This is a genomic window from Agrobacterium salinitolerans (assembly GCF_002008225.1).
Lineage (GTDB): Bacteria > Pseudomonadota > Alphaproteobacteria > Rhizobiales > Rhizobiaceae > Agrobacterium > Agrobacterium salinitolerans.
Window position 1 is genome coordinate 126,580 of record NZ_MRDH01000002.1, and the last position, 20,229, is coordinate 146,808.

Genomic DNA, 20,229 nt, shown 5'->3' on the forward strand with positions numbered 1-20,229 from the left:
GGGAAAGCGGCAGTCCATGTGGAAATTCCAAATTTTGTGCAGGATCGCCCGTTTTTGACTTCACATTTTTAACGAACACGATATGCATTTTGAGGGTGGGGGTCTGCCTGAAAGGCTTCCCCTATAATTAACATAACGAGGCGTGGCCCATTTGAGGCCATACCCGGGGGAAAGACATGGAGTATTTTATCCAGCAGCTCATCAACGGGCTGACTCTTGGATCGATCTATGGCCTCATCGCTATCGGCTATACGATGGTTTACGGCATCATCGGCATGATCAACTTCGCCCATGGTGACATTTTCATGCTTGGCGGCTTCGCCGCGCTGATCGTTTTCCTGATCGTGACATCCTTTGTCGCCGGCATTCCGGTGGCGCTTCTTCTGCTTTTGATGATGGTCGTCGCCATGTTGATGACCGGCTTGTGGAACTGGGTTATCGAACGCGTCGCCTACCGCCCGCTCAGAGGGTCGTTCCGTCTCGCGCCGCTGATCACGGCCATCGGCATGTCGATCGTGCTGTCCAACTTCATTCAGGTGACGCAGGGTCCGCGCAACAAGCCGATCCCGTCGCTCGTGACGGAAAGCTACCATTTCGGCGACATCACCGTGTCGCTTAAGCAGCTCATCATCATGGTCGTTACCTCGGTGCTGCTCTTCGCCTTCTGGTATATCGTCAACAAGACCCCGCTTGGACGGGCGCAGCGCGCCACGGAACAGGACCGCAAGATGGCCGCGCTGCTTGGCGTCGATGTCGACAAGACGATTTCGATCACCTTCATCATGGGCGCGGCGCTCGCCGCTGTCGCGGGCACCATGTATCTGATGTATTACGGCGTTGCGTCTTTCAGCGACGGCTTCATCCCTGGCGTCAAGGCGTTTACCGCAGCCGTTCTCGGCGGCATCGGCTCTCTGCCGGGCGCCGTGCTCGGCGGTCTGCTAATAGGCCTCATCGAATCGCTGTGGTCGGCCTATTTCTCCATCGCCTACAAGGATGTCGCGGCGTTCGGCATCCTGGCTTTCGTACTGATCTTCAAGCCGACCGGCATTCTCGGTCGTCCGGAAGTCGAGAAGGTGTGATCCCATGACCAATATCGCTTCCGACAATGCTGCTTCCAGCCCGAGCCTGATGGCGACGGCTGTGAAGGAGGGCCTGATTGCGGGCCTCGTATCGCTCGGCATGTTCATTCTTTATGTCGGCATCATCACTTATCAGGATATCAACAACCAGCTGATCTGGGGTACGCGCTGGGGCCTTCTGGCGATTTTCGTCGCCGTTGCCGCCGTCGGCCGGTTCCTGATGGTCGGCTTCATCAAGCCATCGCTGGACCGCCGCAAGCTGGCAAAGGCCAAAAGCGGCGTGCCGGAGATTTCCGAGGAAAAGGGCTTTTTCCACAAGCACTTCCTGAAGCTGGCGCTGGTCCTTCTGCTGCTTTATCCGGTGATCGCCGTGCAGCTCTTCGGCTTTCAGGGCTCGCTGAAATTCGTCGACAATTTCGGCATCCAGATCCTGATCTATGTGATGCTGGCCTGGGGCCTCAACATCGTCGTCGGCCTCGCCGGCCTGCTCGATCTCGGTTACGTGGCCTTTTATGCGGTGGGCGCCTATTCCTATGCGCTGCTCTCCAGCCAGTTCGGCCTGTCCTTCTGGGTGTTGTTGCCGGTCGCGGGCATTCTCGCCGGTTTCTGGGGCATCATTCTCGGTTTCCCCGTTCTTCGTCTTCGCGGCGACTATCTGGCGATCGTGACGCTCGCCTTCGGTGAGATCATCCGCCTCGTGCTTTTGAACTGGACGGATGTGACCAAGGGCACCTTCGGTATTTCGGGCATCGCCAAGGCGTCGGTTTTCGGCATCTGGTCCTTCGATATCGGCGCGCCGAACAATTTCGCCAAGGTTTTCGGCCTGTCCATGTCTTCGGCCTATTACAAGATTTTCCTGTTCTACGTGATTCTGCTGCTTTGCATGCTGACGGCCTATGTCACCATCCGCCTGCGCCGCATGCCGATCGGCCGGGCATGGGAAGCGCTGCGCGAGGACGAAATCGCCTGCCGTTCGCTCGGCATCGATACCGTCATCACCAAGCTCACCGCCTTTGCAACGGGTGCGATGTTCGGCGGTTTTGCCGGTTCCTTCTTTGCCGCGCGCCAGGGTTTCGTTTCGCCGGAGAGCTTCGTGTTCCTGGAATCCGCCGTCATCCTCGCCATCGTCGTTCTCGGCGGCATGGGGTCGCTCACGGGCATCGCCATTGCGGCGCTGGTCATGGTCGGCGGCACCGAGGCGCTGCGTGAAATGGAGTTCCTGAAGCATGTCTTCGGGCCCGATTTCACACCGGAGCTCTACCGTATGCTGCTCTTCGGTCTCGGCATGGTCATCGTCATGCTGTTCAAGCCGCGCGGTTTCGTCGGCTCGCGTGAACCCACGGCTTTCCTTAAAGAACGCAAGGCCGTCTCCGGCAGCTTTACCAAGGAAGGTCACGGTTGATGGCTTCCGGAACGGCAACAATGACACCCAATACGACTGGCGATACGATCCTCAAGGTCGAACATCTCTCGATGCGCTTTGGCGGCCTGATGGCCATCAACGACTTCTCCTTCGAGGCGAAGCGCGGCGAGATCACGGCGTTGATCGGCCCCAACGGTGCGGGCAAGACCACGGTCTTCAACTGCATCACCGGCTTTTACAAGCCGACCATGGGCATGATCACCATGCGCCAGCAAAGCGGCGAGGCGCATCTTCTCGAGCGCCTGCCGGATTTCGAAATCACCAAGAAGGCGAAGGTGGCGCGCACCTTCCAGAACATCCGGCTGTTTTCGGGCCTGACCGTTCTGGAAAACCTGCTGGTGGCCCAGCACAACGTGCTGATGAAGGCCTCGGGTTACACGATCCTCGGTCTTCTCGGCCTGCCCGCTTACCGGCGGGCGGTGGACGCCTCGATCGAGAAGGCCAAGTATTGGCTGGAAAAGGCGGATCTGATCGACCGTGCCGACGATCCGGCCGGCGATCTGCCCTATGGCGCGCAGCGCCGTCTGGAAATCGCCCGCGCCATGTGCACCGGGCCGGAGCTTCTGTGCCTCGACGAGCCGGCCGCCGGCCTCAACCCGAAGGAATCGCTGGCGCTCAACACGCTGTTGCGCGGCATTCGCGACGAGGGCACGTCGCTGCTGCTGATCGAGCACGACATGTCCGTGGTGATGCAGATTTCCGACCATGTGGTGGTTCTGGAATATGGCCAGAAGATTTCCGACGGCACGCCGGACCATGTGAAGAACGACCCGAAGGTCATCGCCGCCTATCTGGGTGTCGAGGATGATGAAGTGGAAGACGTGATTGCGGAAGAACTCGACGGAGGAGCGGCCTGATGTCTGGTGAACCGCTTCTGAAAGTCCAGGGTGTCGAAACCTATTATGGCAATATCCGCGCTCTGGCCGGTGTCGATGTCGAGGTCAAAAAGGGTGAGATCGTCAGCCTGATCGGCGCCAACGGCGCCGGCAAGTCGACGCTGATGATGACCATCTGCGGCAGCCCGCAGGCGCGCGCCGGCCAGGTGATCTTCGACGGCGAGGATATCACCCGGCTGCCGACCCATCTCATCGCCCGCAAGCGCATCGCCCAGTCGCCGGAAGGCCGCAGGATTTTCCCGCGCATGACGGTGCTGGAAAACCTGCAGATGGGCGCCAATCTCGATAATCTGAAATATTTCAAGGAAGACGTCGAGAAGATTTTCGTGATGTTCCCGCGCCTGAAAGAACGTCAGAGCCAGCGCGGCGGCACGCTTTCCGGCGGCGAGCAGCAGATGCTCTCCATCGGCCGCGCGCTGATGGCGCGGCCGAAGCTTTTGCTGCTGGACGAGCCGTCGCTCGGTCTCGCACCGCTGATCGTCAAGGGCATTTTCGAGGCGATCAAGAAACTCAACCAGGAAGAGGGGCTGACCGTCTTCCTCGTGGAGCAGAACGCCTTTGCCGCGCTCAAGCTTTCCGACCGCGCCTATGTGATGGTCAACGGCAAGGTGACCATGAGCGGTTCGGGCAGAGAACTGCTCGCCGATCCGCAGGTGCGCGCCGCCTATCTCGAAGGCGGACGGCACTGAAAGATTTTACTTGCGCCGGAAATTTTGCGGCGCAAGACTGCAAACGGTGGCCTGTCGTCCTTTCGGCCAAACCTTAAGGATCCATGGCGGGGTGCAAACAATAAAATGCCCGGCGGGAAAACGACGGGACGACAGACAAGGCAGGGCCAGGGCGTTTCAGCCCGGCACTGATGGGGAAAGAGATGCAGGGCCTTTTTTTCGAAACGGATAACGGCGTGCGGTATGTTCTGCGCGCGCTGGTTGTTCTTCTGGGTTTCTGGACAGCATGGCGCACGGGCAAGTCCGTGGCCGATGGCTGGGGCGGTTATACGCGGGTGGTGATCTATACGCTCGCTCTGGGTGTAGTGATGCGGTTTCTGCACTACGCGCTCTTTGCCGGGCCGTTCATCAACGGTTTCTATTACGTGTTTGACGTCGTTCTTCTTCTGGCTTTTTCCAGCGTCGGTTTCCGCATGCGCCGGACGAGCCAGATGGTCAATAACTACTATTGGCTCTACGACCGGACGTCGGCATTTTCCTACAAGAAGAAAGATTGACAGGCGGATTTTTCCGGCTGCACAATGCTCGTCAGAGTGGAACGGTTTCTGTTCGGTTAAGGTGGGTGTCGAACAGGTCCTTGCAATCAACCCATCCAAGGAACTGGGAGTAAAGTAATGAAGAAGTCTCTTCTTTCCGCTGTTGCGCTGACCGCCATGGTCGCGTTTGGCGGTTCGGCCTGGGCCGATGTCGTGATCGCTGTCGGCGCACCGCTGACCGGCCCGAACGCTGCTTTCGGCGCTCAGATCCAGAAGGGCGCCGAACAGGCTGCGAAAGACATCAATGCCGCCGGCGGCATCAATGGCGAGCAGATCAAGATCGTGCTGGGCGACGACGTATCCGACCCCAAGCAGGGTATTTCGGTTGCCAACAAGTTCGTCGCTGACGGCGTGAAATTCGTTGTCGGTCACTTCAACTCGGGCGTTTCCATTCCGGCCTCTGAAGTTTACGCCGAAAACGGCATTCTCGAAATCACGCCTGCTGCAACCAACCCGGTCTTCACCGAACGCGGCCTGTGGAACACCTTCCGCACCTGCGGCCGTGATGACCAGCAGGGCGGCATTGCCGGCAAGTACCTGGCCGATCATTTCAAGGATGCCAAGGTCGCCATCATTCACGACAAGACGCCTTACGGTCAGGGCCTTGCCGATGAAACCAAAAAGGCTGCCAATGCCGCCGGCGTGACGGAAGTCATGTATGAAGGCGTCAATGTCGGCGACAAGGACTTCTCCGCGCTGATCTCCAAGATGAAGGAAGCCGGCGTTTCCATCATCTACTGGGGTGGCCTGCACACCGAAGCCGGCCTGATCATCCGCCAGGCGGCTGACCAGGGCCTGAAGGCCAAGCTCGTTTCGGGCGACGGTATCGTCTCGAACGAACTTGCTTCCATCGCCGGCGACGCCGTCGAAGGCACGCTCAACACCTTCGGCCCCGATCCGACACTGCGCCCGGAAAACAAGGAACTGGTAGAGAAGTTCAAGGCCGCCGGCTTCAACCCGGAAGCCTACACGCTCTATTCCTATGCCGCGATGCAGGCGATTGCCGGTGCGGCGAAGGCCGCCGGTTCCGTGGATCCGGAAAAGGTTGCCGAGGCCCTGAAGTCCGGCACTTTCCCGACCGCGCTTGGCGAAATCTCCTTCGATGAGAAGGGCGACCCGAAGCTTCCCGGTTACGTCATGTACGAGTGGAAGAAGGGTCCGGACGGCAAGTTCACCTACATTCAGCAGGGGACGTGAGTCTCACTGGATCATAGCCTATCGAAGCCCGGCAGCGATGCCGGGCTTTTATTTTCGAGGCGGACGCCTCCAATCTTCGCAATAACTGACCCCAGCCAAATTGGCGCGCGGGTCAACTGCAATCCCGGCCTCAGCGCGTTTTCTTGGCAAGCTGCTCCAATACCACGCCGGCTCTCTCCGATACCGGTACCTTCGGCAATATTATCGTTTCATAATCCAGCTCGTCATAGTCGCGGAGCAAACGCCCATATTCCTCGACCGCTGCATCGAAGCCATGTTTGCGCTCGCTGTCGCCCGTGTAAATTTCAGGCCATGGCGGGGTTAGGAAAACCAGGCGGTTATAGCGGTGTGAAGCCCGCAGCGCCTCGATGAAGGTATCGCCATTTACATGGCGAAGTGCTGAGGCGGCGTCGATCAGGCTGCGGTCGAAGAAGACGAGGCCCTCCGGTGGCGCATTCTGCCGGTCCTCGAGCGCCATGGCGATGGCCCGGCGGGCGAAGGCCTGCATGTCGATCCACGGCAGGGCGGTGCCGCCATTGCGGGTTTCCTGGACGACGATACGGCGGCCTGGTTCCTCGACGGTGGCGAAACCGCGTCGGGCTAGTTCGGCAAGCAGGGTGGATTTGCCGCCGCCGGAGCAGCCGGAAAGGATGATGAAACGGTCCATGGAATTTCTATCCTGTGACAGGGTGTAGTTGGTCGAACATTGATTTTTTGGGTGGTGGGTCGCCGCTGGTTTCTTCTCCCCGAGGGGGAGAAGGTGGCCCGAAGGGTCGGATGAGGGGGCAACCTCGCCGGAATTCGGAGACCTCGCCCCCTCATCCCGCTGCCGCGGACTTCTCCCCCTCGGGGAGAAGAAACAAGCGGCGGCCGCCCGGCCAATAAGCGGGTGGCGTGCACTCAAGCGGAAAATATATGCCGGACGAACCTTAGCATATTAACGGCGGTCGTCACCCCTGATGCAGGACATGCGCGGCCTTCACAGCCGCCGACGCGCGGTTTTCGACGCCGAGCTTCACATAGATCTGCTCCAGATGCTTGTTCACGGTTCTGGCGGAAAGGCCGAGGATATCGCCGATATCGCGGTTGGATTTGCCTTTGGCAATCCACAACAGAACTTCCGATTCCCGCGTCGTCAGCGCAAAGTGGTCCTTCAGCAGATGGTCGTCGGATTTCTCATTGGCGGCGGTCAGGCGGAAGAGATATTCGTCCGGTCCCATCGCGCCGAGGAAGGAGAGTTGCAAAGCGGGCCGCCCGGCCTCGGTGATCGTCAGCGGCGTGTCGCGGGCGGCATCCACCGTTGCCCGGTGCGAAAGCCAGCCGGAAATATGGGCAACGACAATCTCCAGCCCATCATCCCGGCCGGTCGCGGCATTGACCAGCCGCGTCGCCTGCGGGGTGGACCAGTGGATGGCGCCATTGGCGCGCACGGCCAGCAGATGGCGGCCGGCGGCGTCGAGGGCGACGCGGGCGCTTTGCGCCGAGCGGGCGTTGGAGAGATGCACGCGGATGCGGGCGCGCAGCTCGTCGATATTGATTGGCTTGGTCAGATAATCGACGCCGCCGGATTCGAGCGCCCGCACCACATGTTCGGTCTCTGTCAGCCCGGTCATGAAGATGACCGGCACCTGCGCCACCGCCGCATTAGCCTTCAGGCGACGGCAGGTCTCGAAACCGTCCATGGCCGGCATGACGGCATCGAGCAGGATGATGTCGGGCGTAATGCGTTCGGCAATGTTGAGCGCGGCCTGGCCGGAGGTGGCGATGAGGGCGGAAAAGCCGGATTGTTCCAGCGCGTCGGTGAGAAACCCCAGCGCTTCCGGGCTGTCATCCACCAGCAATACGATGTCTCTCGGGGCTGCCGCCGCCTGACCGCTCATGCCTTGCCGTCTCCCGTGTCTTTATCTGCAAACCGTTTGAGAAAATGCGCGTAACCGGCCAGATCGAAGGCCTGCACATAGGTGCCGAGCTCCCGCGTGAAGGGCAGGTTATCCGTGTTGCGGGCAAGATCGGCGAGTTTCGCCTCGATGCCGCGTATGTAGCCTATTTCGCCGAGCCGCTGCAAATCCTGGATATGAATTGCGCCGGGATGGATGATCTCGGCAGGGGGCTGCTGCTTTGGCGCGGGCGGCAGATCGGTATCGTAAATCCATTTCAGCCCGAGATGCACGGCGAGCCTGTCGCAGAGATGGCGGATATCGACCGGCTTGGCGATGGCGTCATTGTGGTTGTCCTCCCCCGCGCCAGCGACAGTGCCGTCGCCGATATTGGCCGAGAGCATGATGAGCGGGGCCGTCTGCCCTGCCTCGCGAAGCTTCGTCACCAGCTGCCAGCCGGTCATGCCGGGCATGGAAATATCGATGAGGAAAAGGTCTGGCTTCACCCCTTCGATGAGGGTGAGGCATTCGGGGCCGGATTGCGCCGTCAGCACCACGAAATCGAGCGGCGAAAGCACCTGCCGCATTAGTTCGCGGTGATCCTCATTGTCATCGACCACGACAATGGTGCGGCGCGGCCCGGAATAAGAGCGGATGGTCTTTTCCGCCGCTGGCGTCGTGCTTGGCCGGTGCACGGCAGACAGCATGAGGCGCACGCGGAAGATGGATCCCTCATCCTTTTCGCTGGAAACGGAAATCTCGCCACCGAGCGTATTGGTCAGAAGCCTTGTAATCGTCAGCCCCAGGCCAAGGCCGGGCATGGGCCGCACGCTTTCGGCCTCGCCGCGCTGGAAGGGTTCGTAGATGCGGGCGAGGTCCTTTTCCGCGATGCCGCGGCCGGTATCGGACACGGTGAAGCTTGCCACCTGGCTTCGATAACCGACATCGAAGGTGACCGCGCCCTCATCGGTGAATTTGATGGCGTTGGAGATGAGGTTGACGAGGATCTGGCGCAGCCGCTTTTCATCGGTGCGGACATATTGCGGCAGAGCGGGCGAGCGCTCGTGGCGGAATTCCAGGCCCTTGGCCTGCGCCTGCGGGCGGAACATATCGACGATCTGATCGAGGAAATCCTGAATGTTGATCTCGTTGGAATAGACCTGCAGGCGGCCCGCCTCGATCTTGGAAATATCGAGAAGCCCGTCGATCAAACCCGAGAGGTGGTCGGCGGAGCGGCGGATGACCTTGATCGCCGATTGGCGGGGAGGGGGGATGGTCTCGTCCCGCTCGAGGATTTGGGCATAACCGAGAACGGCGTTGAGCGGCGTGCGCAATTCGTGACTGAGGCCAACGACATACCGGCTCTTGGCGCGGTTGGCGGCCTCGGCCGTTTCCTTGGCGTCCTGAAGGGCGGCGTCGGTCTTTTTGTGGGCGGCGATTTCCTTCAGCAGTAGCGTGTTCTGGCGCGAGGATTCCTCTTCCGCCACCACGCGGCTGTCATGGGCAAGCACAAGGAACCAGCAGACGATGCCGGCAATGACGGCGAAGACGAAAAACACGATGAGGATGGTGCGGTTGACCACATCTGCCGTTGCCGGCGAGGCGGTGCCGACCTGATGGGCGATCATCGCCAATATGCCGCCGATGGCGGTGACGGCAATCGCCGCCGCCATCCCATAACGCCCCAGCCGGGTGGCGAGTTTGGCCACCAGCTGTCTCGGGAGAAAGGTTTTTGCGACAGTCGCGACCTGATAGTTGAGCTTGGCCTTGGGCTTGCACATGTCATGGCAGCGGCTGTCCAGCGAGCAGCAGAGCGAACAGATCGGCGCCGCATAGGCGGGACACCAGGCCATGTCTTCCGGTTCGAAGGGGTGTTCGCAGATGGAGCAGGTGATGCTGCTCTCCTCGCGCCATTTCTGGCGCGGTTTGCGGGCGAGATAAAATTTGCCCTTCGTGCCCCAGGCAATCAGCGGCGAGGCGATGAAAGCGACGATGAGCGTCAGATAGGGCGCGAGCGATGCGGCGAGCGGCCCGAAGGCGCCGAAATGCGCCATTAGCGCAATTGTGGCCGAAAGCGTCATGGAACCGACGCCGACGGGATTGATATCATAGAGATGGGCGCGCTTGAACTCGATGCCCGGTGGGGCAAGGCCGAGCGGCTTGTTGATGAAGAGATCGGCCGAAATGGTGCAGAGCCACGCCATGGCGATGATGGAGAAGATGCCGAGCGTTTCTTCCAGCAGGCGGTAGATGCCGAGTTCCATCAGAAGCAGCGCGATCGCCACATTGAAGACCAGCCAGACGACGCGGCCGGGATGGCTGTGGGTGAGCCGCGAAAAGAAATTCGACCAGGCGAGCGAACCCGCATAGGCGTTCATGACATTGATCTTCAGCTGCGAGACGACGACGAAGGCGACCATCAGCAGCATCGCCGCCGTCTGGTTGGGGATCATGTAGCCGAAGGCGGTGAGATACATCTGGGCCGGATCGGCGGCGCGGTCCACCGAGACGCCGGAGCTGAAGGTGAGCACGACAAGGAAGGAACCGGCCAGCAGCTTCGGCACGCCGACGACGACCCAACCGGCACCCGCCAGAAACACCGCGAGGCGGTGGCGCAGCCGGCTCTGGCCTTCGGCCGGCAGGAAGCGCAGGAAGTCCACCTGTTCGCCGATCTGCGACATCAGCGCCAGAATGACGGCCGAGGCCGCGCCGAATTCCACGAGGTTGAAATCCGCCACGGTGCCGGGCGGGCCGGAGGCGTGGTGAATGCCGGCAAAGGCGCGCCAGAGATCGTATTTTTCCCAGTCCATCAGGGCGATGAAGATGAAGGGCAGGATATTCAGCACGATCCAGAAAGGCTGGGTGATGATCTGGAAACGGCTGATGAGGCGCACGCCATGGGTGACGAGCGGAATGACCATGACGGCGGAGATGATGTAGCCGATCCAGAGCGGTATGCCGAGCGCCAGCTCCAGCGCGCCGGACATGATCGACGCCTCGATGGCAAAGAGCATGAAGGTGAAAGCGGCATAGATCAGCGAAGTGATGGTGGAGCCGATATAACCGAAGCTCGCGCCGCGCGTCAGGAGATCGATATCGACGCCGTGGCGGATGGCATAACGGCTGATCGGCAGGCCGACCGCGAGCATGGCAACGGCCGCGACGAGGATGGCGTAAAAGGCGTTGGTGGTGCCGTAGGACAGCGTGATCGCGCCGCCGATGGCTTCCAGCGCCAGAAAGGAAATCGCGCCGATGGCGGTGTGGGAAATGCGGTTGGAGGAAAATTGCCGGGCGCTCTTGGCGGTGAAGCGCAGCGCATAATCTTCCAGCGTCTGGTTGGCGACCCAGCGGTTATATTCGCGCCTGACGGGGATGATGCGTTGCCGTGCCGCCATGCCTATCGAGCGCCTTTCCGCAAGGGGCCTCTCACAGCCGCACCGACATGCCGCCATCCACCGTCAGCACATGGCCATTGACGAAGGAGGCCGCGTCGCTCGCCAGAAACAGGGCGGCACCGGCGATTTCATCCGGCCTGCCCCAGCGCTCCAGCGGCACGCGCAGCTTGGCAAAGGCAACCATCTCAGGATTCTCGGCGAGCGCCGCATTGGTTTCGGTGGCGAACATGCCCGGCGCAATGGCGTTGCTGGTGATGCCGCGCGCGCCATATTCGACAGCGATTGCGCGCATCAGTCCGGTCAGCCCCTGTTTGGCAACGGGATAGATCGCATCACCCGGCCTGACGATGTGGCCGAGAATGGAGGTGATGGTGATGATGCGGCCGTAAGCATTGGCATTCATGGCTTCAGCCGCGTCGCGCGAGAGCGAGATGGAGGAGGTGAGGTCGGTGCGGATAAGATCCAGCACGTCCTCGTCGCTGAATTCGGCAAGCGGACGGCGGTCGCGCGCACCGACATTGTTGACGAGGATATCGAGATGGCCGAACTCGCCCATGATACGGCGGACGAGGGCGCTTCCGGCGGCGGTATCGGCGATATCGAAAGCGGCATAGTCGGCTTTTCCGCCGGCAGCGCGAATGATGCCCGCCGCCTGTTGCAGCGTCTCGGCGTTGCGGCCGGTCAGCCAGACATGGGCGCCCGCTTCGGCAAAGGCGCTGGCGATTTCGAAACCAAGGCCGCGACCGCTGCCGGTAATAACGGCGATGCGGTTTTCGAGAGAGAATTTCTGGAGAATGCCCATCGCTCACCTTCTTGCTTGAGAGCATCGGACCGAAAACGATGTTGCGGTTTTCGGAAAACCCGAGGCTGTTGGTCAAAGCCACGCCGCTTGTTTGAGCTTGCGTATGGGAAGACTATGCCGTGTGCGGCGCTCGGCGAAAGGTCGCCTGTCCGGTCCGGCCGTTCGGTGGACATAAAAATGGCGTCGCCCGGTTGCGGGCGACGCCATGTCTTGGGTTATCAGGCAGCAGCCGACTTTGCGAGCGGCACTTCCGCGATCGTCTTCAGAACGACGGAAGCGATCTGGTACGGGCAGCCCTGTGAGTTCGGACGACGGTCTTCGAGGTAACCCTTGTAACCGTTGTTGACGAAGGAATGCGGAACGCGGATCGAGGCGCCACGGTCGGCAACGCCGTAGGAGAACTTGTTCCACGGAGCGGTTTCGTGCTTGCCGGTCAGGCGCATGTGGTTGTCCGGACCGTAAACGTCGATGTGCTCTTTCCAGTTCTTGGCAAAAGCGGCCATGAGGGCTTCGAAATATTCCTTGCCGCCAACTTCGCGCATGAACTTGGTGGAGAAGTTGCAGTGCATGCCCGAACCGTTCCAGTCGGTATCGCCGAGCGGCTTGCAATGGAATTCGACGTCGATGCCGTACTGTTCGCAAAGGCGCAGCAGCAGGTAACGGGCGATCCAGATCTGGTCGGCGGCGCGCTTGGAGCCCTTGCCGAATACCTGGAATTCCCACTGGCCCTTCGCCACTTCGGCGTTGATGCCTTCGTGGTTGATGCCGGCTTCGAGGCACAGATCGAGGTGCTCTTCAACGATTTCGCGGGCAACCGAACCGACGTTCTTGAAGCCGACGCCCGTGTAGTAAGGACCCTGCGGAGCCGGGTAACCCTGTTCCGGGAAGCCGAGCGGGCGGCCGTCCTGGTAGAAGAAATATTCCTGCTCGAAGCCGAACCATGCATCTTCGTCGTCGAGGATGGTGGCGCGGCTGTTCGACGGATGCGGGGTGACGCCATCGGGCATCATGACTTCGCACATGACGAGCGCGCCGTTGGAGCGGGCCGGATCCGGGTAGATCGCGACGGGCTTCAGCACGCAATCGGAAGAGTGGCCTTCGGCCTGCTGCGTGGAAGAGCCGTCAAAGCCCCAAAGCGGCAGCTGCTCGAGTGTCGGGAATTCATCGAATTCCTTGATCTGGGTTTTGCCGCGCAGGTTGGGGACCGGCTTGTATCCGTCCAGCCAGATGTACTCGAGTTTGAACTTAGTCATTACGAACCTCTCATAGGTAACAATGCGAAGCCTTGAGGCCTCCCGTGGCTTTCGCCACCGGAAGCGCATTCGCGTTCAAGGGCTGACCCCTTAGATGCATGCCGCGTGCCAGATTGGCGATATCTGGCGATTTTTTCGAAAAATCTTTCAAGGCCCATGTCGCTCAGCGGCTGCGATATCGCCCACGCGCGCTTCTGCTGCGCTGCGGCAGGTAAATTCACCCCTCATGTTTCATCATTGAATCCTGATAGATAGCCGGCGTGCTCTTGGGAAATGCCCTGCTGCGGTGCAATGATTTCGATTGCGCGCGAGGGATTGGCAATTGCCCCAAAAACCGGCGCTTTCGGAATGGTTTTTCTTGTAGAAGAGGCGATTAATGCCTATATTTTTCGCAGGGTGATTTTTTTTTAATCAAACGGAGCGAATCCGGGTTTTAAGGGTTTGCTCCTGATACCAAAGTGCTTCGATGCAAACAGAGTGAGATGACCGAAATGGCGACTGGCTTTCATCGTGAGACGGCGACGATCTATCAATTCCCGAATGGCGGGCGCGCGGGCGTGTCCAAGTTCCGCAACAGCGGGCTAAGTGACCTCGAGCGCGAGGCGCGGGAGCCGCATGTGGATTTTGGCTCGTGGTATCACGACGAGGCGATCCGTGACGAAGAGCGGGACGGCAAGCCGCATTCTTGATGTGAGGACGTTGCCGCGAATTTCTTCTCCCCGAGGGGGAGAAGGTGGCCCGAAGGGTCGGATGAGGGCGTAACCCCTCCGTATATATTGACGCTCGCCCCCTCATCCCGCTGCCGCGGACTTCTCCCCGAGGGGGAGAAGAAACAAGGGGAGACGTCTCTCTCCATATAGGTAGTTCCGCCCTGGGCGCTAATCTCCCAACCCCCCACTGCAGCTTTCGCCACCCCGACTACGTCAATTGACGTATACGGTTTCGCGCTCGCGAGATCGATAGTCCCTCTCAGCAGCGGCCGCAGATGCCGCTGAGCCTCCACGAGAGGCCAACAAGGAGAGGGGTTCTTCCGATGATATTCCGCAAGACGCTTAGTGCCGCGCTGCTTGGCGCGATCCTGTCCACCACCGCCTTCCATGGCGCTTTTGCCGCAGACGACACCATCAAGGTCGGCGTGCTGCATTCGCTGTCCGGCACCATGGCGATTTCAGAGACGACGCTGAAAGACGCCATGCTGATGCTCATCGACGAGCAGAACAAGAAGGGTGGCGTGCTCGGCAAGAAACTCGAAGCCGTCGTGGTCGATCCGGCCTCCGACTGGCCGCTCTTCGCCGAAAAGGCTCGTCAGCTGATTTCGCAGGACAAGGTCGCCGCCGTTTTCGGCTGCTGGACCTCGTCGTCGCGCAAATCCGTTCTGCCGGTTTTCGAAGAGCTGAACTCCATCCTGTTCTATCCGGTTCAGTATGAGGGTGAAGAATCCTCGCGCAACATTTTCTACACGGGTGCAGCACCCAACCAGCAGGCCATTCCGGCCGTCGATTACCTCGCCAATACCGAAGGCGTCGAGCGTTGGGTTCTGGCCGGCACGGACTATGTCTATCCGCAGACCACCAACAAGATCCTGAAGGCCTACCTGATGTCGAAGGGCGTCAAGGAAGAGGACATCATGATCAACTACACGCCGTTCGGTCATTCCGACTGGCAGACGATCGTATCCGACATCAAGAAATTCGGCTCGGCCGGCAAGAAGACCGCCGTTGTCTCCACCATCAATGGTGACGCCAACGTGCCTTTCTACAAGGAACTGGCGAACCAGGGCATCAAGGCCGAGGACATTCCGGTCGTCGCCTTCTCCGTGGGCGAAGAAGAGCTTGCCGGTCTCGATACCGCGCCGCTGGTCGGCCACCTTGCCGCCTGGAACTATTTCCAGTCCGTCGATGCTCCCGTCAATGCCGAGTTCATCAAGACCTGGCATGCCTTCACCAAGAACGACAAGCGCGTGACCAACGACCCGATGGAAGCCGCCTATATCGGCTTCAACGCCTGGGTAAAGGCTGTCGAGGCCGCCGGCACCACCGATACGGACCAGGTTCTGGACAGTATCATCGGCGTCTCCGTGCCGAACCTTTCGGGCGGTTACTCCACCGTGATGCCGAACCACCACATCACCAAGCCGGTGCTGATCGGCGAAATCCAGGCCGACGGCCAGTTCGAGATCGTGCAGCAGACACCGCAGGTGGTGGGTGACGAATGGTCGGATTACCTGCCGGACTCGAAGGATCTGATCTCGGACTGGAGAAAGCCGATGTCCTGCGGCAACTTCAACGTGGCCACGGGCAAGTGCGGCGGCAAGGGTAGCTGATTAGCAGGAGCACTGCGATGCCGGTCAGCATTGTCTGACTGGCATCATTTCCCCAAACGCGACGTCATCCTCGGGCTTGACCCGAGGATCCACTGCCACGATCCCCGAACTCTTCGTCAGCGCAACTTTGCGACTGCCGGGATGGATCCTCGGGTCAAGCCCGAGGATGACGTCGAGAGGAGGGGAGTTTGAAGGTGAAGCGCCTTCGCCAAAGTTTGCGCGCCAGTGATACGGTGCAGGCTTCCAAGGGGGACTTGGGACTATGTTTTTTCGCTTGCTGGCCGTCATAGGCCTCCTGTTTGGCTTCGCGACGGTATCCCTCGCGCAAAGCGACCCAAAGGCGCTGATCGACCAGCTCGGCACGGCTGATTTCAAGCAGGCCGAAGTGCTGATCGGGCAGATTGCCGCAACGGGCGATGCGCGCGTCGTTCCGGCACTGGAGGCTTTTGCGGCGGGTGATCTTTATGTGCGCAAGGCCGACAATCTCGTCTTCATGACCAAGCCCGCCGGTTCCGATTTCACGCTCATCGACCCGCTGACGGGTGAAAGCGCCGGTTCGGCGCCGAAGGCGGCGGTTTCCAAGATCAGGGTCAACAATAATCTTCGCCGCGTTATCCGCGCCGCGATGGGCGGGCTGACGTTGCTCAGCCCGGAAAAATCCGTGCGGCTTTCGGCGGCTGACGCCGTCCTGAAAGCCCCGAGCGCTGAAAATCTCGAATTGCTGGAAGCGGCCATAGCAAAGGAAACCGACAGTGAGGTGCGGACCCGGATGGAGGAGGCGCGGGCTGTCTCGCTGCTCTCCTCCGACCGCCCCCTCGAAGCCAAAAAAGAAGCGATCGCCACCATCAAGGCGCTTGGCGGGCGCGATGCGATCAGCATTCTGATGGCGGCGACGCCGTCGGTCGATCCGAGCCTGAAGCCGGATGTGGACGAGGCGATTTCCAGCATCGAGAGTTCCCTTGCCTTTTGGGATTACGCCCAGAATGTCTGGTATGGCCTGTCGCTCGGCTCGGTGCTGCTGCTCGCCGCCATCGGTCTTGCCATCACCTTCGGCGTCATGGGCATCATCAACATGGCGCATGGCGAGATGGTGATGATCGGCGCTTACTCCACCTTCATGGTGCAGGAACTGATCCGCAGCCATTTCCCCGGCCTTTTCGACTGGTCGCTGGCGATTGCCCTACCAGCCGCCTTTCTCGTCACGGCCTGCGTCGGCCTCATCATGGAACGTGGCGTCATCCGCTATCTCTATGGACGACCGCTGGAAACGCTGCTTGCCACCTGGGGCATCTCGCTGATCCTGCAACAGGGTGTACGCTCCATCTTCGGCCCCACCAATCGTGAAGTCGGCAGCCCCGGCTGGATGTCCGGCTCCTTCAGCGTCGGTTATCTCAATTTCACCTGGAACCGGGTGTGGATCGTCTGCTTCTCGCTGTCGGTGTTCTTCGCGCTGCTGGTGCTTCTGAAGCGTTCCGCCTTCGGATTGCAGATGCGTGCCGTGACCCAGAACCGCCGCATGGCCTCCTCCATGGGCATCCGCACACCATGGGTGGATGCCTTTACCTTCGCGCTCGGTTCGGGCGTTGCCGGGCTCGCCGGCGTGGCGCTGTCGCAGATCGACAATGTCTCGCCCAATCTCGGCCAGAGCTACATCATCGACAGTTTCATGGTCGTGGTGTTCGGCGGTGTCGGCAATCTCTGGGGAACGCTGGTGGGCGCACTGTCGCTCGGCGTGCTCAACAAGTTCCTCGAGCCGACGGTAGGCGCCGTGCTTGGCAAGATCCTCGTGCTCGTCCTCATCATCCTGTTCATCCAGAAACGGCCGCGCGGTCTCTTCGCACTCAAGGGAAGGGCGATCGAAGCATGATTACCGGCTTCCTCCTGCGCGCGCTCGATCGCCGCATTTCCATCGCCATCGGCATCATTCTCGCCATCGCCGTTCTGGTGCCCGCCTCCAACCTGCTGTTGCCTGAAGACAGCGCGTTCCGCATCCCGACCTACATCATGTCGATGCTCGGCAAATATCTGGCCTATGCGCTGCTCGCGCTCGCGCTTGATCTGGTCTGGGGATATTGCGGCATTCTCTCGCTCGGCCACGCCGCCTTCTTCGCGCTCGGCGGTTATGCCATGGGCATGTATCTGATGCGGCAGATCGGCACGCGCGGGGTCTATGGCCATCCGGTGCTGCCTGACTTCATGGTGTTCCTCAACTGGAAGGAACTGCCCTGGTTCTGGCACGGCTTCGACATGTTCTGGTTTGCGGCGCTGATGGTGCTTGTCGTGCCGGGGCTGCTCGCATTCGTCTTCGGCTGGTTTGCCTTCCGCTCGCGCGTCAATGGCGTTTATCTCTCGATCATCACCCAGGCCATGACCTATGCGCTGCTGCTTGCCTTCTTCCGCAACGACATGGGTTTCGGCGGCAATAATGGGCTGACCGATTTCAAGGATATTCTTGGCTATTCCGTACAGGCCGATGGCACCCGTGCCGTCCTGTTTGCCATGACGGCGGTGATGCTGGCGATCTCGCTTTTGATTGCCTCGGGCATCGTCAACTCCAAATTCGGCAAGGTGCTGGTGGGCGTGCGCGACGCCGAAAGCCGGGTGCGGTTCCTCGGTTTTCGGGTGGAAAACATCAAGCTCTTCACCTTCGTCGTGTCTGCCATGATGGCGGGCATTGCCGGTGCGTTGTTCGTGCCGCAGGTGGGCATCATCAATCCCGGCGAATTTTCCCCGGCCAACTCCATCGAAGTGGTGGTTTGGACGGCGGTGGGCGGGCGCGGCACATTGATCGGGCCGATCATCGGGGCGCTGCTGGTCAATGGCGGCAAGAGCTATTTCACCGGTGCATTTCCAGAGTTCTGGCTGTTTGCGCTCGGCGGCCTCTTCATCGCTGTAACCCTGTTCTTCCCCAAGGGCATCGTCGGCACGGTGCAGCATTATCTGGCCGGACGGCGCGAAAAGCGGGCGGCGGGCGCGGCGCGTGAAGCTGGCAACGACAGCGCGGTTGCGCAACAGGCGGCGGAGTAAGCCCATGAACACGGTTTCCGAAAACAGAACCAAGAGCCTGCTTTATCTCGACGGTGTTTCCGTTTCCTTCGATGGGTTCAGGGCGCTGAACTCTCTCTCCTTCGTGGTGGAGCCGGGCGAGCTTCGCGCCATCATCGGCCCGAACGGTGCTGGCAAGACGACGATGATGGATATCATCACCGGCAAGACGCGGCCGGACACGGGCACGGTGCTGTTCGAAGACAGCATCGACCTCACCAAAAAGGACGAGGCGGACATCGCCCAGCTCGGCATAGGGCGAAAATTCCAGAAACCGACGGTGTTCGAAAGCCATACCGTCTGGGACAATCTGGAACTGGCGCTGAACCGCAAGCGCGGCGTGTTCGCTACGCTGTTCTACCGGCTGACGGACGAGGACAAGGCACGCATCGAGGAAATCCTCGCCACCGTGCGCCTTTCCCACCGCCGCGGCGACTTCGCCGCCAATCTCTCCCATGGGCAGAAACAGTGGCTGGAGATCGGCATGCTGCTCGCGCAGGAGCCGAAGCTGCTGTTGGTGGACGAGCCGGTGGCGGGCATGACGGACGCGGAAACAGCCGAAACCGCCGTGCTCTTGAAGGAAATCGCCAAGACCCGTTCGGTGGTCGTGGTTGAGCACGACATGGGCTTCATCCGCGAGCTGGGGGTGAAGGTGACGTGCCTTGCCGAAGGCTCGGTGCTGGCGGAAGGGTCGATCGATTTTGTGTCGAGCGATCCGAAGGTGATTGAGAATTATTTGGGGCGGTGATGGTGGTGTTTGCGGCTTTACCCCCCTCTGCCCTGCCGGGCATCTCCCCCTCAAGGGGGGAGATCAGATGCCGCACCCGCCCGTTCCATGGGCAGAGTTTTCGCCGCTTGCCGATCTCCCCCCTTGAGGGGGAGATGCCCGGCAGGGCAGAGGGGGGTAGCGCCGCCCACCATACCGTCATTGGAGTTTCACCATGCTGACAGTCGACAACATCAACCTCCACTACGGCGCAGCCCAGGCGCTGCGCGGCGTTTCGCTGAATGCTGAAATGGGCAAGATCACCTGTGTTCTCGGCCGCAACGGTGTAGGCAAAAGCTCGCTTTTGCGCGCCGTCACCGGCCAGCATGCCATCAGTGGCGGTTCGATCAGCTTTGGCGGTGCGCCGCTGGATGGGCTGGCGCCTTACCACCGGGCCAAGCGCGGCGTCGGTTACGTGCCGCAGGGGCGGGAAATCTTTCCGCTGCTCAGCGTGCAGGAAAACCTGGAGAGCGGTTATGCGCCGCTGCCGCGTAAGGAACGGTTCATTCCGGATGATATTTTCAGCCTGTTTCCCGTGCTGCAATCCATGCTGGGAAGGCGCGGCGGCGATCTTTCCGGCGGCCAGCAGCAGCAGCTTGCCATTGGCCGGGCGCTGGTGACGCGGCCGAAGATCCTCGTTCTCGACGAGCCGACCGAGGGCATTCAGCCGTCGATCATCAAGGATATCGGCCGGGCGATCAAATATCTGCGCGATTCCACCGGCATGGCGATCCTGCTGGTCGAGCAATATCTGGATTTCTGCCGCGAGCTCGCCGATTACGTCTACATCATGGATCGCGGCGAGATCGTGCATCAGGGCCTGGCCGAGACGCTGGATACGCCCGAGGCGCGGCGTCACCTGACAGTATAAACCGAGACTAAAGATGCCGCACGCCGATCACGATGTGC

General features: G+C 60.6%; 17 protein-coding genes and 1 pseudogene. 13 read left to right on the forward strand and 5 right to left on the reverse strand.

The window, feature by feature from the left end; translation table 11 throughout:
- Positions 1 to 176 precede the first annotated feature (176 nt).
- From BS627_RS00775 to BS627_RS00800, 6 genes are all read left to right on the forward strand, one after another.
- Positions 177 to 1,079 carry a branched-chain amino acid ABC transporter permease gene (locus tag BS627_RS00775; RefSeq protein ID WP_077981416.1) on the forward strand — a complete coding sequence of 301 codons (903 nt, stop codon included), beginning with the start codon at positions 177 to 179 and terminating at the stop codon, positions 1,077 to 1,079.
- A 49-nt stretch (positions 1,080 to 1,128) separates the two neighbouring features.
- Positions 1,129 to 2,481, forward strand: a complete 1,353-nt coding sequence (gene livM / locus BS627_RS00780) for a high-affinity branched-chain amino acid ABC transporter permease LivM (protein ID WP_373692762.1) — start codon at positions 1,129 to 1,131, stop codon at positions 2,479 to 2,481.
- Complete coding sequence (locus tag BS627_RS00785; RefSeq protein ID WP_077981418.1) at positions 2,481 to 3,359, forward strand: ABC transporter ATP-binding protein; 879 nt, start codon at positions 2,481 to 2,483, stop codon at positions 3,357 to 3,359. Before livM ends, BS627_RS00785 begins: the two co-directional genes overlap by 1 nt.
- Positions 3,359 to 4,087: an ABC transporter ATP-binding protein gene (locus BS627_RS00790; protein ID WP_077981419.1), complete on the forward strand. Its 729-nt coding sequence runs from the start codon at positions 3,359 to 3,361 to the stop codon at positions 4,085 to 4,087. Before BS627_RS00785 ends, BS627_RS00790 begins: the two co-directional genes overlap by 1 nt.
- A 182-nt stretch (positions 4,088 to 4,269) precedes the next feature.
- Positions 4,270 to 4,623, forward strand: a complete 354-nt coding sequence (locus BS627_RS00795) for a DUF6867 family protein (protein ID WP_077981420.1) — start codon at positions 4,270 to 4,272, stop codon at positions 4,621 to 4,623.
- Positions 4,624 to 4,740: 117 nt separating this feature from the next.
- Positions 4,741 to 5,859 (forward strand): branched-chain amino acid ABC transporter substrate-binding protein, encoded by a 1,119-nt coding sequence (locus tag BS627_RS00800; RefSeq protein WP_077981421.1) that lies wholly within the window; start codon positions 4,741 to 4,743, stop codon positions 5,857 to 5,859.
- A 130-nt stretch (positions 5,860 to 5,989) separates the two neighbouring features.
- Here BS627_RS00800 and BS627_RS00805 read toward each other — a convergent pair whose 3' ends face one another.
- From BS627_RS00805 to BS627_RS00825, 5 genes are all read right to left on the reverse strand, one after another.
- Complete coding sequence (locus BS627_RS00805) at positions 5,990 to 6,526, reverse strand: AAA family ATPase (RefSeq protein ID WP_077981422.1); 537 nt, start codon at positions 6,524 to 6,526, stop codon at positions 5,990 to 5,992.
- Positions 6,527 to 6,809: 283 nt separating this feature from the next.
- A complete protein-coding gene (locus BS627_RS00810) occupies positions 6,810 to 7,739 on the reverse strand; it encodes a response regulator (RefSeq protein ID WP_077981423.1) in 930 nt (309 codons plus the stop codon).
- Positions 7,736 to 11,131: a hybrid sensor histidine kinase/response regulator gene (locus BS627_RS00815; RefSeq protein WP_077981424.1), complete on the reverse strand. Its 3,396-nt coding sequence runs from the start codon at positions 11,129 to 11,131 to the stop codon at positions 7,736 to 7,738. Before BS627_RS00815 ends, BS627_RS00810 begins: the two co-directional genes overlap by 4 nt.
- Positions 11,132 to 11,162: 31 nt before the next feature.
- Positions 11,163 to 11,933, reverse strand: coding sequence for an SDR family oxidoreductase (locus BS627_RS00820; RefSeq protein WP_077981425.1), 771 nt, complete (start codon positions 11,931 to 11,933; stop codon positions 11,163 to 11,165).
- A 218-nt stretch (positions 11,934 to 12,151) separates the two neighbouring features.
- On the reverse strand, positions 12,152 to 13,186 hold the full coding sequence (locus BS627_RS00825) for a glutamine synthetase beta-grasp domain-containing protein (RefSeq protein WP_077981426.1): 1,035 nt from the start codon (positions 13,184 to 13,186) through the stop codon (positions 12,152 to 12,154).
- Between the two features lie 482 nt (positions 13,187 to 13,668).
- Here BS627_RS00825 and BS627_RS00830 point away from each other — a divergent pair, with 482 nt between their 5' ends.
- The 7 genes and pseudogenes from BS627_RS00830 (at position 13,669) to urtE (ending at position 20,191) form a co-directional block, all read left to right on the forward strand.
- Positions 13,669 to 13,875, forward strand: coding sequence for a DUF2735 domain-containing protein (locus BS627_RS00830; protein WP_162520560.1), 207 nt, complete (start codon positions 13,669 to 13,671; stop codon positions 13,873 to 13,875).
- 344 nt (positions 13,876 to 14,219) lie between these two features.
- Positions 14,220 to 15,509: an urea ABC transporter substrate-binding protein gene (urtA, locus tag BS627_RS00835; RefSeq protein ID WP_077981427.1), complete on the forward strand. Its 1,290-nt coding sequence runs from the start codon at positions 14,220 to 14,222 to the stop codon at positions 15,507 to 15,509.
- A gap of 262 nt (positions 15,510 to 15,771) precedes the next feature.
- Positions 15,772 to 17,376 (forward strand): urea ABC transporter permease subunit UrtB, encoded by a 1,605-nt coding sequence (urtB, locus tag BS627_RS00840; RefSeq protein ID WP_077981428.1) that lies wholly within the window; start codon positions 15,772 to 15,774, stop codon positions 17,374 to 17,376.
- Positions 17,373 to 18,536, forward strand: coding sequence for an urea ABC transporter permease subunit UrtC (urtC, locus tag BS627_RS00845; RefSeq protein ID WP_077981429.1), 1,164 nt, complete (start codon positions 17,373 to 17,375; stop codon positions 18,534 to 18,536). Before urtB ends, urtC begins: the two co-directional genes overlap by 4 nt.
- A 4-nt stretch (positions 18,537 to 18,540) precedes the next feature.
- A complete protein-coding gene (gene urtD, locus BS627_RS00850; protein ID WP_077981430.1) occupies positions 18,541 to 19,302 on the forward strand; it encodes an urea ABC transporter ATP-binding protein UrtD in 762 nt (253 codons plus the stop codon).
- Positions 19,299 to 19,367: pseudogene (locus tag BS627_RS25035) on the forward strand (propionyl-coenzyme A carboxylase alpha polypeptide); the annotation flags it as partial. The gene urtD and the pseudogene BS627_RS25035, both read left to right, overlap by 4 nt.
- A 128-nt stretch (positions 19,368 to 19,495) precedes the next feature.
- Positions 19,496 to 20,191, forward strand: coding sequence for an urea ABC transporter ATP-binding subunit UrtE (gene urtE / locus BS627_RS00860; protein ID WP_077981432.1), 696 nt, complete (start codon positions 19,496 to 19,498; stop codon positions 20,189 to 20,191).
- Positions 20,192 to 20,229 lie beyond the last annotated feature (38 nt).